The following is an 18698-nucleotide window of genomic DNA, read 5'->3' on the forward strand; positions in this document are numbered from 1 at the left end:
TAGTGCGTGGAGCAGGAACAGGTCATCAATCGCGATCTGGTGCTGGCCAACAGCAACATCCTGAGCGCCGTTGCGGTGCTCGTGGTGCTGGGCCTCATGATCGTGCCGGTGCCCCCGATCCTGCTCGACCTGATGTTGACCTTCAGCATCGCGTTTTCCGTGACGGTGCTGCTGGTCGCCCTGTACCTGAAGGAACCGCTGCAGTTCAACAGTTTCCCGTCCCTGCTGCTGATCCTGACCCTGATGCGGCTGTCGCTCAACGTGGCCTCGACGCGGCTGATCCTGAGCACCGGCCAGGCCGGCCAGGTGATCGACGCCTTCGGCCATTTCGTGGTCGGCGGCAACTACGCCGTCGGCATCATCGTGTTCATCATCCTCGTGATCATCAACTTCGTCGTCGTCACGAAGGGCGCCGGCCGTATCGCCGAAGTGGCCGCGCGCTTCACCCTCGACGCCATGCCCGGCAAGCAGATGGCCATCGACGCCGACCTGAACGCCGGCATGATCACGGAGAAGCAGGCCCGCATGCGCCGCGCGGACATCGCCCGCGAGGCCGAGTTCTTCGGGGCCATGGACGGCGCCAGCAAGTTCGTCAAGGGCGATGCCATGGCCGGCATCATCATCACCGTCATCAACATCGTCGGCGGCTTCGCCATCGGCATGCTGCAGATGGGGATGTCGGCCAGCGAGTCGCTGTCGCGTTTCACGATGCTGACCGTCGGCGACGGCCTGGTGAGCCAGGTGCCGGCGCTGCTGGTGTCGACGGCGGCCGGCCTGGTCGTCACCCGCACCTCGGGCAACCTGAACCTCGGCCAGACCATCACGGTGCAGATCTTCCGGCAGACCAAGGCGCTCTACCTGTCGTCGGGCGCCCTGGCGGTGCTGGCGCTGGTGCCCGGGCTGCCGACGGTGCCGTTCCTGATCTTCGCGGCGGGCACCGCCATCACCGGCAATTTCATGAGCCGGCGCGTGAAGGACTTCGACAAGGCGACCGAGGACCAGATCGAGAACGAGGACCAGGTCCAGCAGCAGGCGAAGGCCGTCGAGGAGCGGCCGGGCCTGCGCGGCGAGGACCTGTTCGTGCTGGACAAGCTCGAGCTGGAGATCGGCTACGGGCTGATCCCCCTGGTGGACGAGGCCCGCGGCGGCGACCTGCTGCACCGCATCGGCAGCATCCGGCGGCAGGTCGGCAGCGAGCTCGGCATCTTCATCCACCCGGTCAGGGTCCGCGACAACCTGCAGCTCTCGGCGCAGGAGTACGTGATCAAGCTCAAGGGCGTGGAGGTGGCGCGGGCCCAGCTGATCCCCGGCCGCCTGCTCGCGATGAGCACGCGGCCCGACTGCGGGCCGCTTGAAGGCATGGCCACGACCGAGCCGGCATTCAACCTGCCGGCCGTCTGGATCGACAGCGATTCGAAGTCACGGGCCGAGATGGAGGGCTACACCGTGGTCGAGCCGGCGGCTGTGCTTGCCACGCACCTGTCGGAGCTCATCCGCGCGCATGCCGACGAGATGCTGAGCCGGCAGGACGTGAAGGACATGTGCGAGTCGATGCGCGAGTTCGCGCCGTCGCTGGTCGAGGACCTGATCCCGGATCGCGTCCCGATCAACACCTTGCACAATGTCCTGAAGGCCCTGCTGCACGAGCGCGTACCCGTCAGGGACCTGACCACCATCCTCGAGACGCTGGCCAACCAGGGTGCCACCGCGCACGGACCCGACTTCCTCGTCGCGCGCGTCCGCGAGGCGCTGGCGCGCTCGATCACCGCCCTCTACACCGAGGGCAACGGCAAGCTGCACGTCGTGGCGCTGCATCCCGAATGCGAACAGGTGCTGGTCGCTGCCGCCCGCGATTCGGAGAGCAGCGGCGGCGTGGCCATCGCCCCGGGCTTCACCCGCGAGTTCCTGTCGCGACTCGAGACCGTGCTTCGCGCAGCCTACGCCGGCGGCACGCCGCCCGTGCTGCTGGTACCAACGCCGATCCGACTCTTCGTCAAGCGGCTCATCGAGCCGACCTATCCCAATTTGGCGGTCATGGGGTACACCGAGGTCACTTCCTCGGCGTCCATCGTGTCCGCCGGAACGGTGGTGACCAATGGCGCCAGGCTCGAACAGCAGGCAGTCGCCTGACGGCGGACCGGTGGTGATCGCAGCCCCCTCGCTGCAGACCGCCCATCGTCGCATCCGGGAGCGCTTCGGTGACGACGCGGTGATCCTGAGCACGCGCTCGGTCACGCGCCGACACGAACTGGGCCTGGGGCAGGATCGCGGCGTCGAGGTGACCGTGCAGCCGCCCGGCTCCGGCCCGTCGCGCGGCCGCACCTGGCAGTCCCGGCCGGTCGCCGCTCCCGAAGCGGCCGGCATCCCCGACGATCTGATGCGCGAGATCGATCGCATCGAGACCCTGGTCGAGCAGGTCGCCGCCGACTATGAACGCGGCCGCAACGACGAGGCCTGGCTGTCGCGTGACGCCGTCGCCGGCCCCCTGTTGGCGTGTGGCGTCTCGACCGCGGTCGTACGTCGCCTGTTGGCGCGGTGCGCGGCGACCCTTGGCCATGCGCCCCGCGACGCCGGCGAATTCCGCGGCTGGCTCACCACCCAGCTGCGCGCCAGCAACTGCGGCTGGGACGGCTTCTACGGCTGCCACGCCTTCCCTGGCGACAGCGGCTGCGGCCGTTCCGACCTGGTCCTTGCCGCCGCCACCCGCCTGCAGGCCCTCGGCCGCAAGACGCTGGTGATGGCCGCCCTGCCGTCGGACCCGGGACACGTTCACCGCCTGCAGGAGTCGGCGGGGGCCGGGGGCTACGATGCCGCCGTCGTGAACGAAGCCCGGCACCTCACCGAAGCCGAGCCGCACTTCGCCGCCTATGACGCGGTGCTGGTCGAACTGCCGCGGCTGGACGACCCCGCCATGGCCCTCGGCGGCGCCCTCCACGCCTGGCTGGCGCCGCATACCGGTTTCCATCGCCATCTCGTCGTCGCCGCCGACCGTGACCCGGCCGACCAGAGCGACCTGCCCGGCGCCGTTCGCGACTGGAACTGCGACTGGGTCGCCTTCTCGCGCCTGGACCGGACGACGCGTCCCGGCAAGCTCCTGGATCTGCTCGAGACCGTGCCTTTGGCCGTCTCGCTGGTCGGTCGTGATCCGCTGCATGGCGGGGACCTGGCCGTCGGCGCCTCGGCCGCGCTGGCCGCCCTGATGGTCCCGACGGCCGCACCGGCAGCCGGCCGCCTTGACCGCGGAGTGCTGCGTTGATGGCCCAAGTCATACAGACAGTGGCTGTCGCGGCGGCCAGCTGTGTGCTCGCGGTGGGGCTTTGGCAGGGCTGGGGCACCCTGGCGGTGCTCAAGCGGGCTGCCATCGCCTATCTCGGCTTCTTCGTCCTGGGCGCCCTGCTGCTCCTGCTCGTGCGGTCGGGCGCCCTGAATCCCCGTGATCACGGGGGACAGGATTGAACGCGCGGCCATGGCACGGAATCTGCTGCCATGGCCGAGGACGCTTCTCCAGAAAGGTTCCAGCATGACTGAGACCGTCGTCATCCCGATCCCGCACCTCGACCTGTGGCGCCACTATCGCCGTGAGAACTGCCAGGACGCCCGGCGGGACCTGGTCGATCTCCATGCGCGGATCGTCAAATATGTGGCCGGTCGCATGGCGATCGGGCTGCCGCACTACGTCGAGTTCAATGACCTGATCTCGGCCGGACTGCTGGGACTGCTGCAGGCCATCGACAACTTCGACCCGGAGCGCGGCATCAAGTTCGAGACCTACGCGATCCCGCGCATCCGCGGCGCGATCCTCGACGAGTTGCGCAGCCAGGACTGGTTCCCGCGCTCGCTGCGGCGCAAGGCGAAGATGCTGGAAGAAGCGTACGGCACGCTGGAAGTGCAGCTGGGCCGCCCGGCGACCGACGCCGAGGTGGCCAAACGCCTGTCCATCGACATCAGCGAACTGGACGGCATGCTGGGCGAGGTGGCCGTGGCCACGATCGTCTCGCTGGATGCCGACACCTCCGGCGACGACAGCGAGAACTCGACCAGCCTGGGTGACTACCTGGCCGATTCGCGCACGGAAGACATCGAGAAGGTCATCGCGCGCCAGGAGATGAAGGAACTGATCGGCTCACGCATGGCCGAGCTGCCCGAGAAGGAGCAGCTCGTGCTGGTGCTCTACTACTACGAGGAACTGACGCTGAAGGAAATCGGCGAGATCCTCGACGTGACCGAGAGCCGCGTCTGCCAGATCCACACGCGCGCGATCATGCGGCTGAAGGGGAAGATCGACCGCCACGAGGGCAAGAGCTCGATCGGCCAGATCACCCGCCAGATCCGCCGTCGCCAGGAGGAGACCGACCGGCAGGACGAACTCGAGCCGACGCCGACCAACGTCAAGGCCGTTCGGCGCGAGTTCGAACCGGTCAATGTCATGGCCTGCCTGTCGCTGTTCCAGCTCACGTCATGCCTGACGTGGCTGGCCCGCAGCGGCAACTGGCCGGGCTAGCGCCCGCTCGCGCGGGCCGCGCAAGGGAGGCGCGCCCATGGCCGGTGACGGGGTATCACTGCCGACGACGCTGGCCCAGCTGGGCAACGTCGCCAAGACGCAGGTGCGGGCCACTGCCGTGCCGCAGCCGACGACCCCGTTCGCCGATCTCGCGGAACAGAAGGGCGTGGTGAAGGCCCATCGCGTCCAGGAGACGCAGGCCCAGACGGCCGACCACAAGGTCGACCCGGACCATGACGGCCTGGACAAGCGACAGCGCCGGCGCCAGAAGCGCCTGGGCAGGAATGAGGAGCAGGGGGCGGGGAGCGCCTCCGCCGAGGGCGCGGAAGACGAAGAGAACGCCTCGCCGCTGGGCAACCTCGTCGATCTGCGGGCCTGAGGGCAGAGGATGGGCACCTGAAGTCCAGGGACGGGCACCTGGGGGCAAGGGAAGGACACCTGCCATGTTCGAGGGACTCCGGACACTCATGACGGGACAGGGGCCGCTCTTCTGGGGCGCCGCCGCCGCCGCCGCCCTCGGCGCGGCCCTCCTGAGCGCCGCCCTGGTCATGCACCTGCGCCGCCGGGGTCCCGCTGTTCGCCGCCCGCGCTTCGGCCGGCTCCGGTTCCGACTCCGGCCGTCCCGTCCGTCCCGAACCGCCGTCCCCGGCCTCGCCAAGGCGGTTCCCGGGGGTTACGCACCCGCCCGGCCGGCCATGCCCAGCCAGGTCAAGGCCCCCGTCGCGGCCGAAGCCCCCGATCTCGAGCCCCTGCTGGCCCGCCTGAGGCGCGCCAGCGACCGCCTCGCCGCCATCCAGGCCGAGACCGGCGATTCCCGCCTAAAGGCAGCCCCTGCCCGTACCGAACAACTGTACCGCAGAGGCGTCGGCTAGCAGCCGAAGCCCACCGCGGCGTATTCCCGCCGGCAGCATCGGTTGCCGGCGCCGCGCCCGGGTACAGCGGTGGCAGGAGTCGGCATGAGCACATCGGTCGAAGTCGAAGGAAGCGTGGCCCTGCTCGCGCCGGAGACTGCCGAACGGCTGCAGAGCATCGTCATGACGACGCGCGACCTGCCGGCCATGCCGCAGGTCGCCGCGAAGGTGCTTGAGCTCGCCTCCGACCCGGGCACTTCCGCCGGCCAGCTGCAACAGGTCATCTCCGACGACCAGGCCATGACCGGCCGCATCCTGAAGATCGCCAACAGTGCGATGTACTCCTGCAGCCGCCGCATCAAGACGCTCAGCGAGGCGATCGTGATGCTGGGCTTCAATTCGATCCGGAGCCTGGTCGTCACCAGCGCCGCGCGCAACCTCTACAACACGCGCAAGTCCCGCACCGGCCTGAAGGAACGGCTGTTGTGGGAGCACTCCATCGGCTGCGCGATCGCCTGCCGCCTGCTGGCCGCGGAACGCATCCCCGGCCTGGCGGAAGAAGCTTTCCTTGCCGGCCTCATGCACGACATCGGCAAGCTGGTCCTCAACCTGCGAGTGCCCGAGAAGTTCGACGAAGTGGTGCAGGTGGTCTACAACGAGAACCGGCCCTTCCACACGACCGAAGCCGAACTGCTCGGGTTCGACCACGCACAGGTCGGCGCCCTGCTGGTCAACAAGTGGAAGCTCTCGCCGCTGCTCGAGGAAGCGATCCTGAACCACCACAACCCCGAGGCTCTCACGGCCGAGAATCCGCTCCTGCTGTATCTCGACCTGGGCAACAAGATGTGTAAGAAGATGGGCATCGGGTTCATCGACGAGCCGGAACTGGACATTCTCGACTGTCCGGCAAACCGCATCCTCGGCCTCGATCGCTCGTCGTTCGAGTCGGCTGCGGCCACGCTCCAGGTGACCCTGGAGAGTGAGATGGAGATCTACATCTGAAGGCGGCGCCATGAGCAACGCGAACAGCTCGATGATCCTGATCGACCCCTCCCGAACGGTCGACATGCAGGTTTTGCTGGCAGAGGTCAACGATCTGCCTTCGATCCCGGAGACCCTGATCCGGATCCTGAAGGTGCTCGACGATCCGGCCAGCGGCCCGGCCGATCTCACGCGTGTTGTCCGCATGGATGCGCCCGTCATGGCCAAGATCCTGCGCCTGGCGAACTCGCCCTACTATTCGAGCCGCGGCGATCTCGCCGACATCAACCGCTGTGTCGCCGTGCTCGGTTACCGCACCGTGCGCCAGGTGGCCATCTGCATCACCGTGGCCACGAGCCTGATCACCTCGGTCGAGAAGGCCGGCGGACAACTGGACTACCGTGAGCTGTGGCGACACTCCGTCGTTACCGGCGCCATCGCCAAGCACCTTGCCCGCATGACCGGTTATCCCGATCCCGAAGAGGCCTTCACCGCCGGTTTGCTGCACGACATGGGCAAGTTCGTGCTCGAGGTCCACGCACCGCAGATCTACACCCAGGTCGTGTCCGAGCGGCGGCGCCGCGGCGGCTCGCTCAGTGATCTCGAACGCGAGACCTTCGGCTTCGACCACGCCAGCCTCGGCGCCGCGTTCGCCGAATCGTGGCGCTTCCCGCCGCTGCTGGTGCGCGCCTTCGCCGAACACCACTGCGAGATCGTGGGACGGGCCCGCGCCCGCCACGAACAGGCTGCCGCCCTCGTCTCCCTGGCCGACTACCTCGCCAACACCTTCGAGCCGGCCCGCAGCGACCTGGGCTTCGACCCGACCGTCGTCGACGCCGCCCGACTGCACGACACGGCCGGCGTGCCGGTGGAGCTGGTCGAGGCCAACCGCGACGCGATCGGCGACGCAGTCGAAAAGGCCGGAGCGTTCCTGCAGCTCTAAGTCACCTCTATTCAGCGACTTGCCGAACTTGCCGTGCAGCCCTGCCTGCGTTATCCTGCCAACTTGACAGGTATCCGGTCAGGGAGGCCGAACGATGCGCATGGTGGTCCTGCTCAGCCGCCGACACCGACTCTTTGCCGCCGCCGCGGGCTGGAAGGTTCCCGGGGTGGAGCTGTTCCTGTTCGATTCGCCGTCCGAGGCCCTTGCCAAGCTCTCACTGGGCCACGCGGCGGTCTTCGTCTTCGACACGCGCGACTACCCGCGCCACCGGCATGTCGTCCGCAAGTTCCTGTCGATGAAGGTGGACGCGGACCTGGTCCTCGTCGGGGGCGAGGACGTGAACGAGGACGGCGCCGACGGGGCTCCTTCGGCCTCGGTCACGGCCCTGCCGGAGACTTCGGAACCCGCCGAGATCTTCCAGACGATCGAGCGGCACCTGCGCCTGCGGCGCGTGCGCGAGCAGCGGCATTGTGGGACGCAGCGCACCGATCCAGGAAGTCCTGTCGCTCGTGGCCCATGCCGCACCGCTCGACGTCAACATCCTGATCCTCGGCGAGAGCGGCACCGGCAAGGAGCTGGTGGCGCGCGCCATCCACGACAATTCGCGCCGCGCCGCCGGACCTTTCGTCAGCCTCAACTGCGGTGCCATGAGCGAAGGCGTGCTTGAGAGCGAACTGTTCGGGCACGCGCGCGGTGCGTTCACCGGCGCGGTGACCGACCACGAAGGCGTCTTCCGCCGCGCCGATAACGGCACGCTGTTTCTGGACGAGGTCGCCGAGATGCCGCTCGGCATGCAGACGCGATTCCTGCGCGCACTGGAAACCGGCGAGTTCACGCCGGTGGGCGGCCGCGCGCCGCGCACGAGCAACATCCGCCTGGTCGCAGCCACCCACCGCAACCTGGCCGACGATGTCGCCCGCGGCCGGTTCCGTCAGGATCTCTACTTCCGCCTGCGCGTGGTCGTCATCCAGACGCCGCCGCTGCGTGCCCATCGCGAGGACATCCCGATTCTCGCCAGCACCTTCCTGCGATCCGAGAACGAGAAGCACGGACTGCATGTCCGCGGCCTGACCCGCGCAGCCGAGCAGGCCCTGCTGGAGATGGACTGGCCCGGCAACGTGCGGGAGCTTCGCAACCTCATCAGCTCCGCCGTGGTGATGAAGCAGAACGGGCTGATCGACGTGGAGGACCTGCCCGGCGGCGCGCCGGCTGCCGGCGGCTCACGTTCCTACTTGCCCGTGGCCCTGGGCGCGGCCGTGGCGCCCGAGCTGGACATGGCCATGTTCGCCTCGACACTGCTGGCCATCCGGCAGGAGATCCGCGAACTGCGGACCCTGCTGACCCGGCAGGCGCCTCCGGCCGACCTGGCCGGCGGCTGGCACCCGGCGGACACCACGGCCTGGGAACCGGCGACCGGCGGCGTCGAGACGTTCGGGGGCAACGACGCCTACAGCCCCCTGAGCAGCGCCGCGGCCGGGGACCTCCAGACCGCCGAACGGACCCTGGTGGAGGCGGCCCTGCGCACCAACGGAGGCAACCGGCGGAAAGCCGCCGAACGACTGGGGATCAGCGAAAGGACCCTCTACCGGAAGATCCGGTCCTACGGGCTGTAGGGGCGGGGCCCGCCGGCGGCCAGACCGGTGCTTTGCGGGGAACCGGAAATGCTCTATAATCTTCCACAGGTCGCTCGACATCGCCCGTTCGCAAGCGAAACCAACCCCTGGATCGCGAGGCACGCATGATCGTCAACCCGGTGCGCCCGCTGCGGCGCCTGAGTCTGCTGGCTAGTGTCGTCTTCTGCGCCGCCATTCCGGGCGCCGCCCACGCCGACAAGTACGCCGGCGCCTTCATGGAAAGCGGGGGCGGGGCCCGGGCCCTCGGCATGGGCGCCGCCTTCACGGCCGTGGCCGATGATCCATCGACCACGTTCTGGAACCCGGCCGGGCTGGCCGGCGTCACCCGTCGCGAGCTGCTGCTCATGCACAGCGAGCGTTTCGGCGATCTCATCGACCGCGACTTCGCGGCCTACGTGCAGCCTGTCGGCTGGCGCCTGTTCTGCGGCGAGAGCGCCGGAGTCGGCATCTCGCTGATCCGCCTGGGTGTCGACGACATCCCGTTCACGAACCACCTGACTGACGACCTCGACGACAACGGCGACGGCACCGTCGATGACGAGGAGCTCCTGGGCCTGTTCGACCTGCAGGACCAGATCCGCTACAAGAGCGACCAGGAATTCGGCCTGCTGCTTTCCTACGGCGAGCAGAAGGGCGCCTGGCGCGTCGGCGGTTCGCTGAAGTTCATCCGCCAGAGCGTGGGTCCGTACTCGAGCCTCGGCGTGGGCGCCGACCTTGCGGTGCTGCGCCCGGCCATCTGGAAGCGGCTCGACTTCGGGCTGAAGCTGCAGGACGTCACGACGACCTACCTGTCGTGGAGCACCGGCCACAACGAGGTCATCACGCCGGCCATCGTGCCGGGCCTGGCCTGGCGGCAGCCGGTGCCGCGCTGGAACATGGACGTGACCCTGGCCGGATCGGTGGAGACGCGATTCGACAATCGCGGTGACGCCGACCAGTACAGCAGCGGCTCGTTGAGTGCAAACGCTCACGCCGGCCTTGAACTGGGCTTCTCGCAGCGGGTCTTCGTGCGAACGGGATTCGACGGTGGTTTCGACGCAGGGCACTTCGCGGCCGGCGCCGGTTTCCGGCTCGAGCCGCTGACCATCGACTACGCCTACGCCGGGGATGCGCTGGAGATCGACGAGGTCACGCACCGGGTGAGCGTGTCGGTGCGCTTCTAGCAGAACACCTGCGCTCGCAGACGAGAAGAGCCCGCCAGCCGGCGGGCTCTTTCTTTTCGGATCCATGCACATGTCGCCTGACGCTGCTACCCCTTGGGCGGCTTGTAGGCGAACAGCCTCTGGCCGGCGCGGATCAGGTTCGAGCGCGGCAGCGAGTTCACCTGGCGCAGGTGTGTCACCGTGACGCCCAGCCTCTTGGCGATGATGCCCACGGTGTCACCCTTGCGCACGTCGTAGCTGACGCGCTCCCAGCCTGCGGGCGGTTCGTACTTGCCCTTGCCCTTGGTGGCGGCCTTCGCCTTGCCGCCGGATTTCCCGCCGGAATTGCCGCTTGTCTGCGCCGAGGCCATCCGCTCGCGCGCGGATGCGCTCAACTCGCCCGGCATCGGGATCAGCAATTCATCACCCGGGTGAATGAGGTACGGCTTGTTCAGGCGGTTGAGGCGCGCGATGTCCGCCACGGTGGCCCCGTAGGTCGAGGCGATGCGCCCGAGCGTCTCGCCGCGCGCCACGCGGTGGCTGCTCCACATCAGACGCTTCGCTGCCGGCACCTTCGCCAACGCCACCTGCGCCGACGCGCCCTTGCCCTTCGGCACCTTCACGTTGTACGTCTTCTTGTCGGGCGAGGCGACACCCCGCACCAGCGCCGGATTGAGGGCCTTGATCTCCGCCTCTTCGACGCCGGCGCATTTCGCGATCACGCCGAGATCGGTGGCGATGTCGACCGGCAACAGGTCGTAGTGCAACGGCCGCGCCGCCGGCACCGCGAATCCGAAGCGTTCCGGATCCTCGCCGATCCGCGCCGCCGCGATGAACTTCGGGATGTGCGCGGTCGTCTGGCTGGGCAGGCGCAGGTTCCAGAAATCGTCGTGACCGTGCTGGTTGATCACGCGCTCGACGCGACCTTCACCGGTGTTGTAGGCGGCCAACACCAGCGCCCAGTCGTTGAACTGCGCATAGAGTGTGCGGATGTACTTGCAGGCCGCGCGCGTGGAGGCCTCCATGTCGCGGCGCTCGTCGATCCACCAGTCGATGCGCAGCCCGTTGCCCTTGCCGGTCGGCGCCATGAACTGCCACGGGCCGACAGCGTTCGCGCTCGAGCCCGCGCGCGGGCTGAGTCCGCTCTCGATCAGCGCCAGGTAGATCATCTCGCGCGGCAGGCCGTTCTCGTCGAGGATCGCGGTGATCATCGAGTCGACTTCCGCACGCCGCTCCAGCCAGACCTGGAAATGGTCGCGGCCGCGGCCGGCGAAATAGTTGACCCAGCGCGTGACTTCCTGGTTGTCGACCTTCAGGAGATCGACGGTGATCGCCGGCAGCGTGGCGCCGGTAGCCGGGACCAGCGAATCGGGAAAAGCGCTCTGGCCCAGCCGGGCGTAACCGTCGGCCAGCAGCGAATCGGCCAGGCTTGCCTCGCCGGCGAAGGCGAGCTGTTCGGCCAGTACGGCGCCCAGCAGCCCGGCACGGCGCTGCAGGCTCAGCATCTGTTCCAGGTACAGGGAATCGGCATCGACAGGCGCCGGCAGTGCGGCCTGGTCCTCCAGCACATAGAGGTGGTCCTGCGCCTCGTTGAGACGGCCTTCAGCGGCCAGGGACAGGGCCGTCCGGGCGATCTTTTCCAAGGACGGCAGGGAAGCGCGGCCCTGGTCATCGAGTTGCAGCTCGACGACAGGCTCCGCGGTCACCTCGAGGGCACCGTCGAGGATACCGTCGTCAGGCGTCGTGTCCGCGATGCGGCGTGCCCGCGTCGTTTCGCTGTAGAAGTTGTCGTCGGCGACGACGGCCCGCTGAACGGGAGGGCCGCCCCCGCCGGCACAGCCGGAATGGAACATCGCCGCCAGGGCCAGAGGCAGGACCAGAAGCGCTGCGCGCGAGGTTCCAGGTAGGCCAAAACGAGCTAAGATCCTGTGCCGTCCGCAGTTGGTCGGCCAGGAGGCATGTCGAAACGTCATCCTTGTCAGTCCTTCCGGTCGGGAGCGCGTTGGAACGTAAACGCCGCGCCTCGGTTCCCGGATCGAGATCCGTCTGGGGCTGAAGAGCCGAAGATAGCAGGTACCGGGCCACCCGCCAACGTCAATGCTTGAAAAAATCCTTATCATATGTCATAATCTCTGGAGCGGGGGAATCAGACCCATAACCGTGAAAGCACCATTTCCCGAACATGGATACCAGCCTGCCCGGCCTGCGGCGCCTGCTCGCCGTTGACCTGCCCCTCGACGCCGTGGGACCCGACCAGCGGGACGCGGTGCGCCGCGCTTTGCGCGCCGGCGACGAGCCCCGGTTGCGTGCCGTGGCCCGCGCCGTGGTGGGGGAACTGCTGCGCAGCGGCCGGTTGCTGAGGGTGGCCGTCGAGGCCGGCGCCGGCGGCCCGGCCGGGCCTTTCGTGCTGGTTCCCGGGTCCACGCGCCTGATCGACCTCGGTTGCCTGGGCAGCGACCGGAGCTGGACGGGCAGTTCCACGCCGGGTCCGTCGCTGCCGACGCCGGAACATGCGCCCGACCTGGGTGACGTCGCGGGCCTGCTCGGGGCCATGGAATTCGCCCAGGACCTGGAAGTCGCCGACCTGCGCACCGCCGACAAGGCGAGCATCCTCGCGGGCGTCCTGCGCCTGGTCGGTCGTTTCGTGCCGCAGTTCGACCTGCACCTGCAGCTTCCCGCCGGGGAGGCCGCTCCCGACGATGCCGAGCACGTCTTCGCCCTCGACGCCGCGCAACTCAAGTCCGGCTGGAATGCCCTGCGGCCCGCCGGCCACTCGGTCTGGATCCCGTCGCCGTCCGAATTGCCGGAGATCATTCGCCAGCGCCACGAGCACCGCCGCGGCGCGCCCGCCGATTGCGGCGTCGCCGTGCCGCTCTGGGAGCCGCTGCGCACGGGCGATCCCGCCGAAGCCCTCGCCGAGGCCGGACTCCTGTACCTCACCGCCAGCGGCGACTGGGGCCGCGAGCCCCTGCTGCGGCTGGCCGAGAGGCTGTCGCGGTTTGTCACCCGGCGTTGGCAGAGCCAGCGTGAAGTCAACCTGCGCATCCACAAGGACGGGCTCACCGGCGTCTTCAACCGCGCCTATTTCGACAGCCAGTTCCCGCTCGAACTCGAACGCGCGCGCCGTTCGCAGGGCCCGCTCACGCTGGTCCTCGCCGACCTCGACCACTTCAAGTCCGTCAACGACCGCTACGGCCATCCGGCCGGCGATCGCGTGCTGAAGATGATGGCCCGCCGCCTGCAGGATGCGCTGCGCCGCATCGACCATGTCTGCCGCGTGGGCGGCGAGGAGTTCGCGCTGATCCTGACCGACACGCCGGCCGAAGCCGCGCATGAGGTCGTCGGCCGACTGCTCGACGCCGAATACACCGAGACCGTCGATGACGAAGGCCACGGCCGCCCGCTGCGGGTGACCTTCTCGGCGGGCGCCGTCACGTTCCCCGGCGCCGGGCTCGACCCGTTCGAGCTCTATCGCAAGGCGGACGCGATGCTCTACCTCTCCAAGGACCTCGGCCGCGACCAATGCCATTTCTGGGACAGCGAAGGCCAACACCTGCGCCTGGTGCCCCGACCCAGCTGAGCGGTCGGGCGGCGTCCCTCGTCCATCTCCTGAGAACCTGGTGGCCCGTGGCCTGGGCTTCGCTGCATCTGGGCGGGGTGGTCGTCGGCGGTGCCCTGCCCGGCCCCGCGCCGGCTCTGCTCGCCGCAGCGCCGGAGAGCTGGGGACGGGTCACGATGTTGACACCCCTGCTGGCCTGCGGCACGGGGCCGGGCGGTGCGTTGCTGGCCGGCGCGGCCACCTTCGGCCTGGCCGGCGCCTGGGGATGGGGCGAAGCGACGGCACGAGTTGCGCGTGTCGACGCGGTCGCTCCCGACCCGTGGTCGCCGGCAGTCGCGGTGCGCCACGACGGGGCGGCGCTGTTGCGCATCAGCGGGTGGTCGTCACCGGCTGCGGGCGGACGCTGGCGTGCGCCGGCGCGGGTGCTGCACTTTCGCATGCCCGGCTCCGCGACAGCTTCACCGTGCGCGGCGCAGCCCGGCGACGGTGTCATGTTGACCGGGAAAGGCCCTGCGCCCCCGATCGGGAGCCTGGTTGCCTGTCAACTGAGTCTCGGCCGGCCGCGCGGCGCCGGCATCGAGGGCGCGTTCGACTACCGTCGTCATCTGGCGGGGCGCCGGCTCGCGTGGACGGGACGTGTCGACTCCGTCACCGTCATTGTGCCGACGGGAGCGAGCGACATCGCCGGCGTGGTGGGACGTCGCTGGCTCGATCCCCTGCAACGGGCGTTGACGCGCACGCTCTCGCTCGTGCTCCCGCCGCGTGAAAGTTCGCTGGGGGCCTCGGTGCTGCTGGGCGCCCGCGATGCCGACAGTCGTCGCACAAGCCAGCCGTTCGCCGACCTCGGGCTGGCGCACCTGTTTGCCGTCAGCGGCCTGCACGTCGGCATCCTGCTGGGCCTGGTCCTGGCACCCGCACGCGCTGCAGGCCTGGGACCGCTCGCCGCCGCACTGCCGGTCTTCATCCTGCTGCCGCCGTACGCGGTCCTCACGGGGCTGCCGGGCTCGGTGATCCGCGCCGCCGGACTCGGCACGCTCGCGCTGCTGGCGCCGTGCCTCGGTCGGCGCTTCGATCCGTTGCGCGGGCTCGGCGTCATCTACGCCGCGACCGTGGCCTGGGAGCCGACGGCGGCCCTCGACATCGGGTTGCGGCTCTCGTACCTGGCAGCGGGCGGCATCCTCGCCACCAGTCGCGCCACGGGCGGCCTGCGCTTCTGCCGGCGTCGACCATGGGCGTGGCTCGGCAGCGGCCTGGGCGTCACCCTGGCGGCGCAGTGGTTCACGCTGCCGCTGGCGGCGCAGGCGTTCGGGCGAATCTCACTGCTGGCGCCGGCGGCCAACCTGGTGGCGGTGCCGTTGTTCGGGTCGGCGGTGTGGATGACCGTGCTCGGGCTGGCCCTGGCCCCGGTGTGGCTGCCCGCGGGACAGGCCTGTGGGGCGTTCGCCTGGCTGCAGTTCCGCCTGCTCGCGGCCTCGGTCGCCTGGACGGCGGCGCGCGCCGAGGCCTGGGACCTGGGCCTGCCGGCAATGGCGCCCTGGCAACTCGGGGCCTGGCTCATGCTCGGCATCGCCCTGCTCTGGACCCTGGCCGCCCTGCGGCGGGCAGGGCGTCCCGGCAGGTCGCTGCTGGTGCTCGGCCTGTCGGCGCCGCTGGGCCTGATGCTGGTGGTCGCACCATCGCGCGTGCCCGGCGGGCGGGGCGAAGTCGTGCTGACGCAATTCGACGTCGGCCAGGGGGACTGCGGCCTGCTTGAGTTCCCGGACGGCTGGGCGGTCCTGCTCGATACCGCCGGTGTCTATGGTGGACGCGGAGCCACCGAGGGACCGTTCGAACGCGAGGTGCTGCCGTGGCTGCATCGGCGGGGTCGTGACGGTTTCGACGCCATCGTCCTGACCCACGGCCATCGCGACCATACGGGCGGGGCTGCCGCAGCGGCCGCGAAGCTGGCAGTCGCGCGCTGGTATTGCGGAGGCAAGGCGGCTGCGGTGCTGGCCGGTGTGGTGGATCCGTCGCTGGTCACCGAACGGCCCGACACGGTCACCCTGCATCGCTGGGGCCGGTGGGAGGTGACACTCGTCGCCGCTCCGGTTCCGGAAGGCGGCACGGCGGACGAGAACGACCGGTCGCTGGTCCTGCTGCTCTACCTGGGGCGGGACCTGCGCTTGGTCTGGAGCGGCGACCTCGAGGAGCCGGGCGAAGAGCGGCTGCTGGCCGCCCATCCGCACCTGGCGTCCACCGACGTCTGGAAGGCCGGACACCACGGCAGTGATACTTCGGGCGGCAAGCCTTGGCTGTCGCGCCTGCGGCCCGGGCTGGTCCTGGTCAGCTGCGGGGTCGGGAACCGGTACCGGCACCCGAGCCACGGGCCCTATGTGGTGGGCGGGGACACCCTGGCCCTGCGCCGGTCCGACCTCCACGGGACGGTCACGGTACGCTGGGACGGCCGGGGCCAAATGCGCCACGACAGCGCCTGGCACGGGTCCGCCAAACGTCCGGATGGCTGCCTTGACACCCGGCGGTGGGCCCGCCTACCATGCGGGCGCGACGCCGTCGCCGGTCATCGGGGTTGCCCGGGCGCGCCGCGGCACCGGTTGGCGCCACCGCACTTGCCGCCACCGGACGCCGCTCCGGGGCGAACCCGGAGGAGAGTCCATGCCTGCCCTGCGCAGCACGCGCGACCTGGGCCTGCGGCCCGATCACGAGGGGAAGGTGCGCGACATCTTCGACCTCGGTGACGAGTTGCTGGTCGTCGCCACCGACCGCGTCTCCGCCTTCGACGTCATCATGAACGATCTCGTGCCGGGTCGCGGCGTCGTGCTCAACGTCATGAGCCTCGGCTGGTTCAAGCGCTTCGGCGACGTCGTGCCGAACCATGTCGTGACCGCGGATCCGCACCGGTTCCCGGCGCCGTTCGACACGCATGCCGCCGCGCTCGGCGGACGCTCCATGCTGGTGCGCAAGGCCGATCGCTTCCCGGTCGAGTGCGTTGTGCGCGGCTACCTGGCCGGGTCCGGCTTCAAGTCGTACCGCGCCACGGGCGCGATCTGCGGACAGCCGCTGCCTGCCGGACTGAAGCTGGCCGACCGGTTGCCCCACCCGTTGTTCACGCCGACCACCAAGGCCGACGAGGGGCACGACCTCGACATGACGTTTGCCGAGGTCGAAGACGCGGTGGGCGCCGTACAAGCGAAGGCCCTTCGCGACCTGACGTTGCGGCTGTACGGTGAGGGCGCGGACTTCGCGCGCGGCCGCGGCGTCGTGCTGGCGGACACGAAGTTCGAGTTCGGGCTGATCGACGGGCGCGTGGCCCTCATCGACGAGGTGATGACGCCGGACTCGAGCCGGTTCTGGCCGGCCGGCGAAGTGGTGCCGGGCCAGGAGCCGCCCAGCTGGGACAAGCAGATCCTGCGCAATCACCTCGAGACGCTGACGTGGGACAAGGCGCCGCCGCCGCCGCCGCTGCCGCAGGATGTGCTCGCGCGCACGGCGCAGCGCTATCGCGAAGTGCTGGAAATCCTGTTCCCGGAGGAGGCTGCTGCATGGCAGGCATACCTGTGAGGCGCAAGCGCGCCCTGCTCAGCGTGACCGACAAGTCGGGACTCGCCGACTTCGCGCGCGGCCTCGCCGCGCACGGATTCGAGCTCGTCGCCTCGGGCGGCACGGCGACGGCGCTGCGCGAGGCCGGCTTCGACGTCACCGACGTCGATGCCATCACCGGCTACCCGGAGATCTTCGGCGGTCGCGTCAAGACGCTGCACCCGGCGGTGCACGGCGGCATCCTCGGCCCGGACGAGGCGTCGTTCGCGGACGACAACGGAGCTCGGCATTACCCCGATCGACCTCGTCGCGGTGAACCTCTACCGGTTCGGCGAGGCCAGGGCGCAGGGCGGGACGGAGGCGCAGCTGGTGTCGAAGATCGATGTCGGCGGGCCGACGATGTTGCGCGCCGCAGCCAAGAATTTCCAGCGCGTGACGGTGGTCCCCGACCCGGCGCATTACGCCGAGGTCCTGGCCGAACTCGAGATGAACGACGGCTCGACCTCGCTGGAACTGCGTCGCCGGCTTGCCGCCGCGGTCTTCCGCCTGACCGAGCGCTACGACGATTCCATCGCCGACTGGCTGGAGGGCGTGACCGGCCGCGTGGACCACGGCGTCGGCTTGCGTTACGGGGAGAACCCGCACCAGGGCGCGCGCATGTTCCTGCCCGGAGGCGGCGACCTGGCCTCGGTGGGCCTCGTGCTGCACGGCGGCAAGGAACTCTCGTACAACAACCTCGTCGACCTCATCGCCGGCCTGAAGCTGGCGGGCGATTTCCGCGAGCCGTGCTGCGCCATCCTGAAGCACACGAATCCCTGCGGCTTCGCCGTGGGGACGCCGGCGCAGGCGCTGGAGCGCGCCTTGCGCTGCGATCCGGTCTCGGCCTTCGGCGGCGTCTTCGCCTTCAATGCCGAGATCGACGAAGAGGCGGCGGCGTTGCTCGCCGAGCGCTTCCTCGAGATCATCGCCGCGCCGTCGTTCACGCCGGCGGCGCTGGCGAAGCTGACGAAGAAGAAGAACGTGCGCGTGCTCTCGGCCGACCTCACGCTCTTCCTTGCCTCGACGCGCGGCCGTTCGCGCGCCTGGGGCGGACTCATGCTGCGGCAGGACGAAGACGAAGGTTTCCCGGAACTGCTCGAACCGAAGCTGGCCGCCGGGCCGGCTCCGGACGCTGCCACGCGGGCCGGGCTGGCCCTGGGCTGGAAGGTCGCCAAACACGGCAAGAGCAATGCGATCGTGCTCGTCGACGGTGAAGCCACGCTCGGTTGCGGCTTCGGGCAGATGAGCCGCGTCGATTCTGTCGAGCTGGCGATCAGCAAGGCGCGCGCGCAGGGGCTGGAACTTACGGGGGCCCTCGCGGCTTCAGACGGGTTCTTCCCGTTCCCGGACGGCATCGAGAAACTGGCCGCCGCGGGTATCCGCGCAGTGATCGCGCCGGCGGGCTCGATCCGCGACGACGAGGTGGCGGCGCGTGCCGGCGAACTGGGCGTGACGCTCCTGCTGGCCGGACGGCGCCATTTCAACCACTGACGGTCCGACCTATATTGAGG

General features: G+C 69.5%; 14 protein-coding genes and 1 pseudogene. 14 read left to right on the top strand and 1 reads right to left on the bottom strand.

Going from position 1 to position 18698, the window contains the following annotated elements; translation table 11 throughout:
* Positions 1-6: 6 nt before the first annotated feature.
* From flhA to IPG61_00895, 10 genes are all read left to right on the top strand, one after another.
* A complete protein-coding gene (flhA, locus tag IPG61_00850) occupies positions 7-2130 on the top strand; it encodes a flagellar biosynthesis protein FlhA (GenBank protein MBK6732651.1) in 2124 nt (707 codons plus the stop codon).
* A gap of 13 nt (positions 2131-2143) precedes the next feature.
* Entirely contained in the window at positions 2144-3256 is a 1113-nt protein-coding gene (locus IPG61_00855; GenBank protein MBK6732652.1) for a hypothetical protein, read from the top strand.
* Positions 3256-3456, top strand: a complete 201-nt coding sequence (locus IPG61_00860; protein ID MBK6732653.1) for a hypothetical protein — start codon at positions 3256-3258, stop codon at positions 3454-3456. The genes IPG61_00855 and IPG61_00860 overlap by 1 nt, the downstream gene beginning before the upstream one ends.
* Positions 3457-3520: 64 nt before the next feature.
* A complete protein-coding gene (locus IPG61_00865; protein MBK6732654.1) occupies positions 3521-4501 on the top strand; it encodes a FliA/WhiG family RNA polymerase sigma factor in 981 nt (326 codons plus the stop codon).
* 37 nt (positions 4502-4538) lie between these two features.
* Positions 4539-4880, top strand: coding sequence for a hypothetical protein (locus IPG61_00870; GenBank protein MBK6732655.1), 342 nt, complete (start codon positions 4539-4541; stop codon positions 4878-4880).
* Positions 4881-4944: 64 nt separating this feature from the next.
* Positions 4945-5373: a hypothetical protein gene (locus IPG61_00875; protein MBK6732656.1), complete on the top strand. Its 429-nt coding sequence runs from the start codon at positions 4945-4947 to the stop codon at positions 5371-5373.
* Between the two features lie 84 nt (positions 5374-5457).
* Positions 5458-6354 carry an HDOD domain-containing protein gene (locus IPG61_00880; protein MBK6732657.1) on the top strand — a complete coding sequence of 299 codons (897 nt, stop codon included), beginning with the start codon at positions 5458-5460 and terminating at the stop codon, positions 6352-6354.
* 10 nt (positions 6355-6364) lie between these two features.
* Positions 6365-7276: an HDOD domain-containing protein gene (locus IPG61_00885; GenBank protein MBK6732658.1), complete on the top strand. Its 912-nt coding sequence runs from the start codon at positions 6365-6367 to the stop codon at positions 7274-7276.
* 470 nt (positions 7277-7746) lie between these two features.
* The gene (locus IPG61_00890) at positions 7747-8889 is read left to right on the top strand and encodes a sigma 54-interacting transcriptional regulator (GenBank protein ID MBK6732659.1); all 1143 of its coding nucleotides are present in this window, start codon (positions 7747-7749) and stop codon (positions 8887-8889) included.
* Positions 8890-9014: 125 nt separating this feature from the next.
* A complete protein-coding gene (locus IPG61_00895; protein ID MBK6732660.1) occupies positions 9015-10073 on the top strand; it encodes a UPF0164 family protein in 1059 nt (352 codons plus the stop codon).
* An 86-nt stretch (positions 10074-10159) separates the two neighbouring features.
* Here IPG61_00895 and IPG61_00900 read toward each other — a convergent pair whose 3' ends face one another.
* On the bottom strand, positions 10160-12025 hold the full coding sequence (locus IPG61_00900) for a LysM peptidoglycan-binding domain-containing protein (protein ID MBK6732661.1): 1866 nt from the start codon (positions 12023-12025) through the stop codon (positions 10160-10162).
* 209 nt (positions 12026-12234) lie between these two features.
* On the opposite strand from IPG61_00900, the gene IPG61_00905 reads away from it, so the two are divergent.
* The 4 genes and pseudogenes from IPG61_00905 to purH all read left to right on the top strand — a co-directional run bounded on the left by IPG61_00905 (position 12235) and on the right by purH (position 18678).
* Positions 12235-13632 (top strand): GGDEF domain-containing protein, encoded by a 1398-nt coding sequence (locus tag IPG61_00905; GenBank protein ID MBK6732662.1) that lies wholly within the window; start codon positions 12235-12237, stop codon positions 13630-13632.
* A 47-nt stretch (positions 13633-13679) separates the two neighbouring features.
* Positions 13680-16346, top strand: coding sequence for a DNA internalization-related competence protein ComEC/Rec2 (locus IPG61_00910; protein MBK6732663.1), 2667 nt, complete (start codon positions 13680-13682; stop codon positions 16344-16346).
* Positions 16264-17169, top strand: a complete 906-nt coding sequence (locus tag IPG61_00915; GenBank protein ID MBK6732664.1) for a phosphoribosylaminoimidazolesuccinocarboxamide synthase — start codon at positions 16264-16266, stop codon at positions 17167-17169. Before IPG61_00910 ends, IPG61_00915 begins: the two co-directional genes overlap by 83 nt.
* A pseudogene (gene purH / locus IPG61_00920) lies at positions 17151-18678 on the top strand (bifunctional phosphoribosylaminoimidazolecarboxamide formyltransferase/IMP cyclohydrolase). Before IPG61_00915 ends, purH begins: the two are co-directional and overlap by 19 nt.
* Positions 18679-18698: the final 20 nt, after the last annotated feature.

The sequence above is a fragment of the bacterium genome, assembly GCA_016703265.1.
Lineage (GTDB): Bacteria > Krumholzibacteriota > Krumholzibacteriia > LZORAL124-64-63 > LZORAL124-64-63 > CAINDZ01.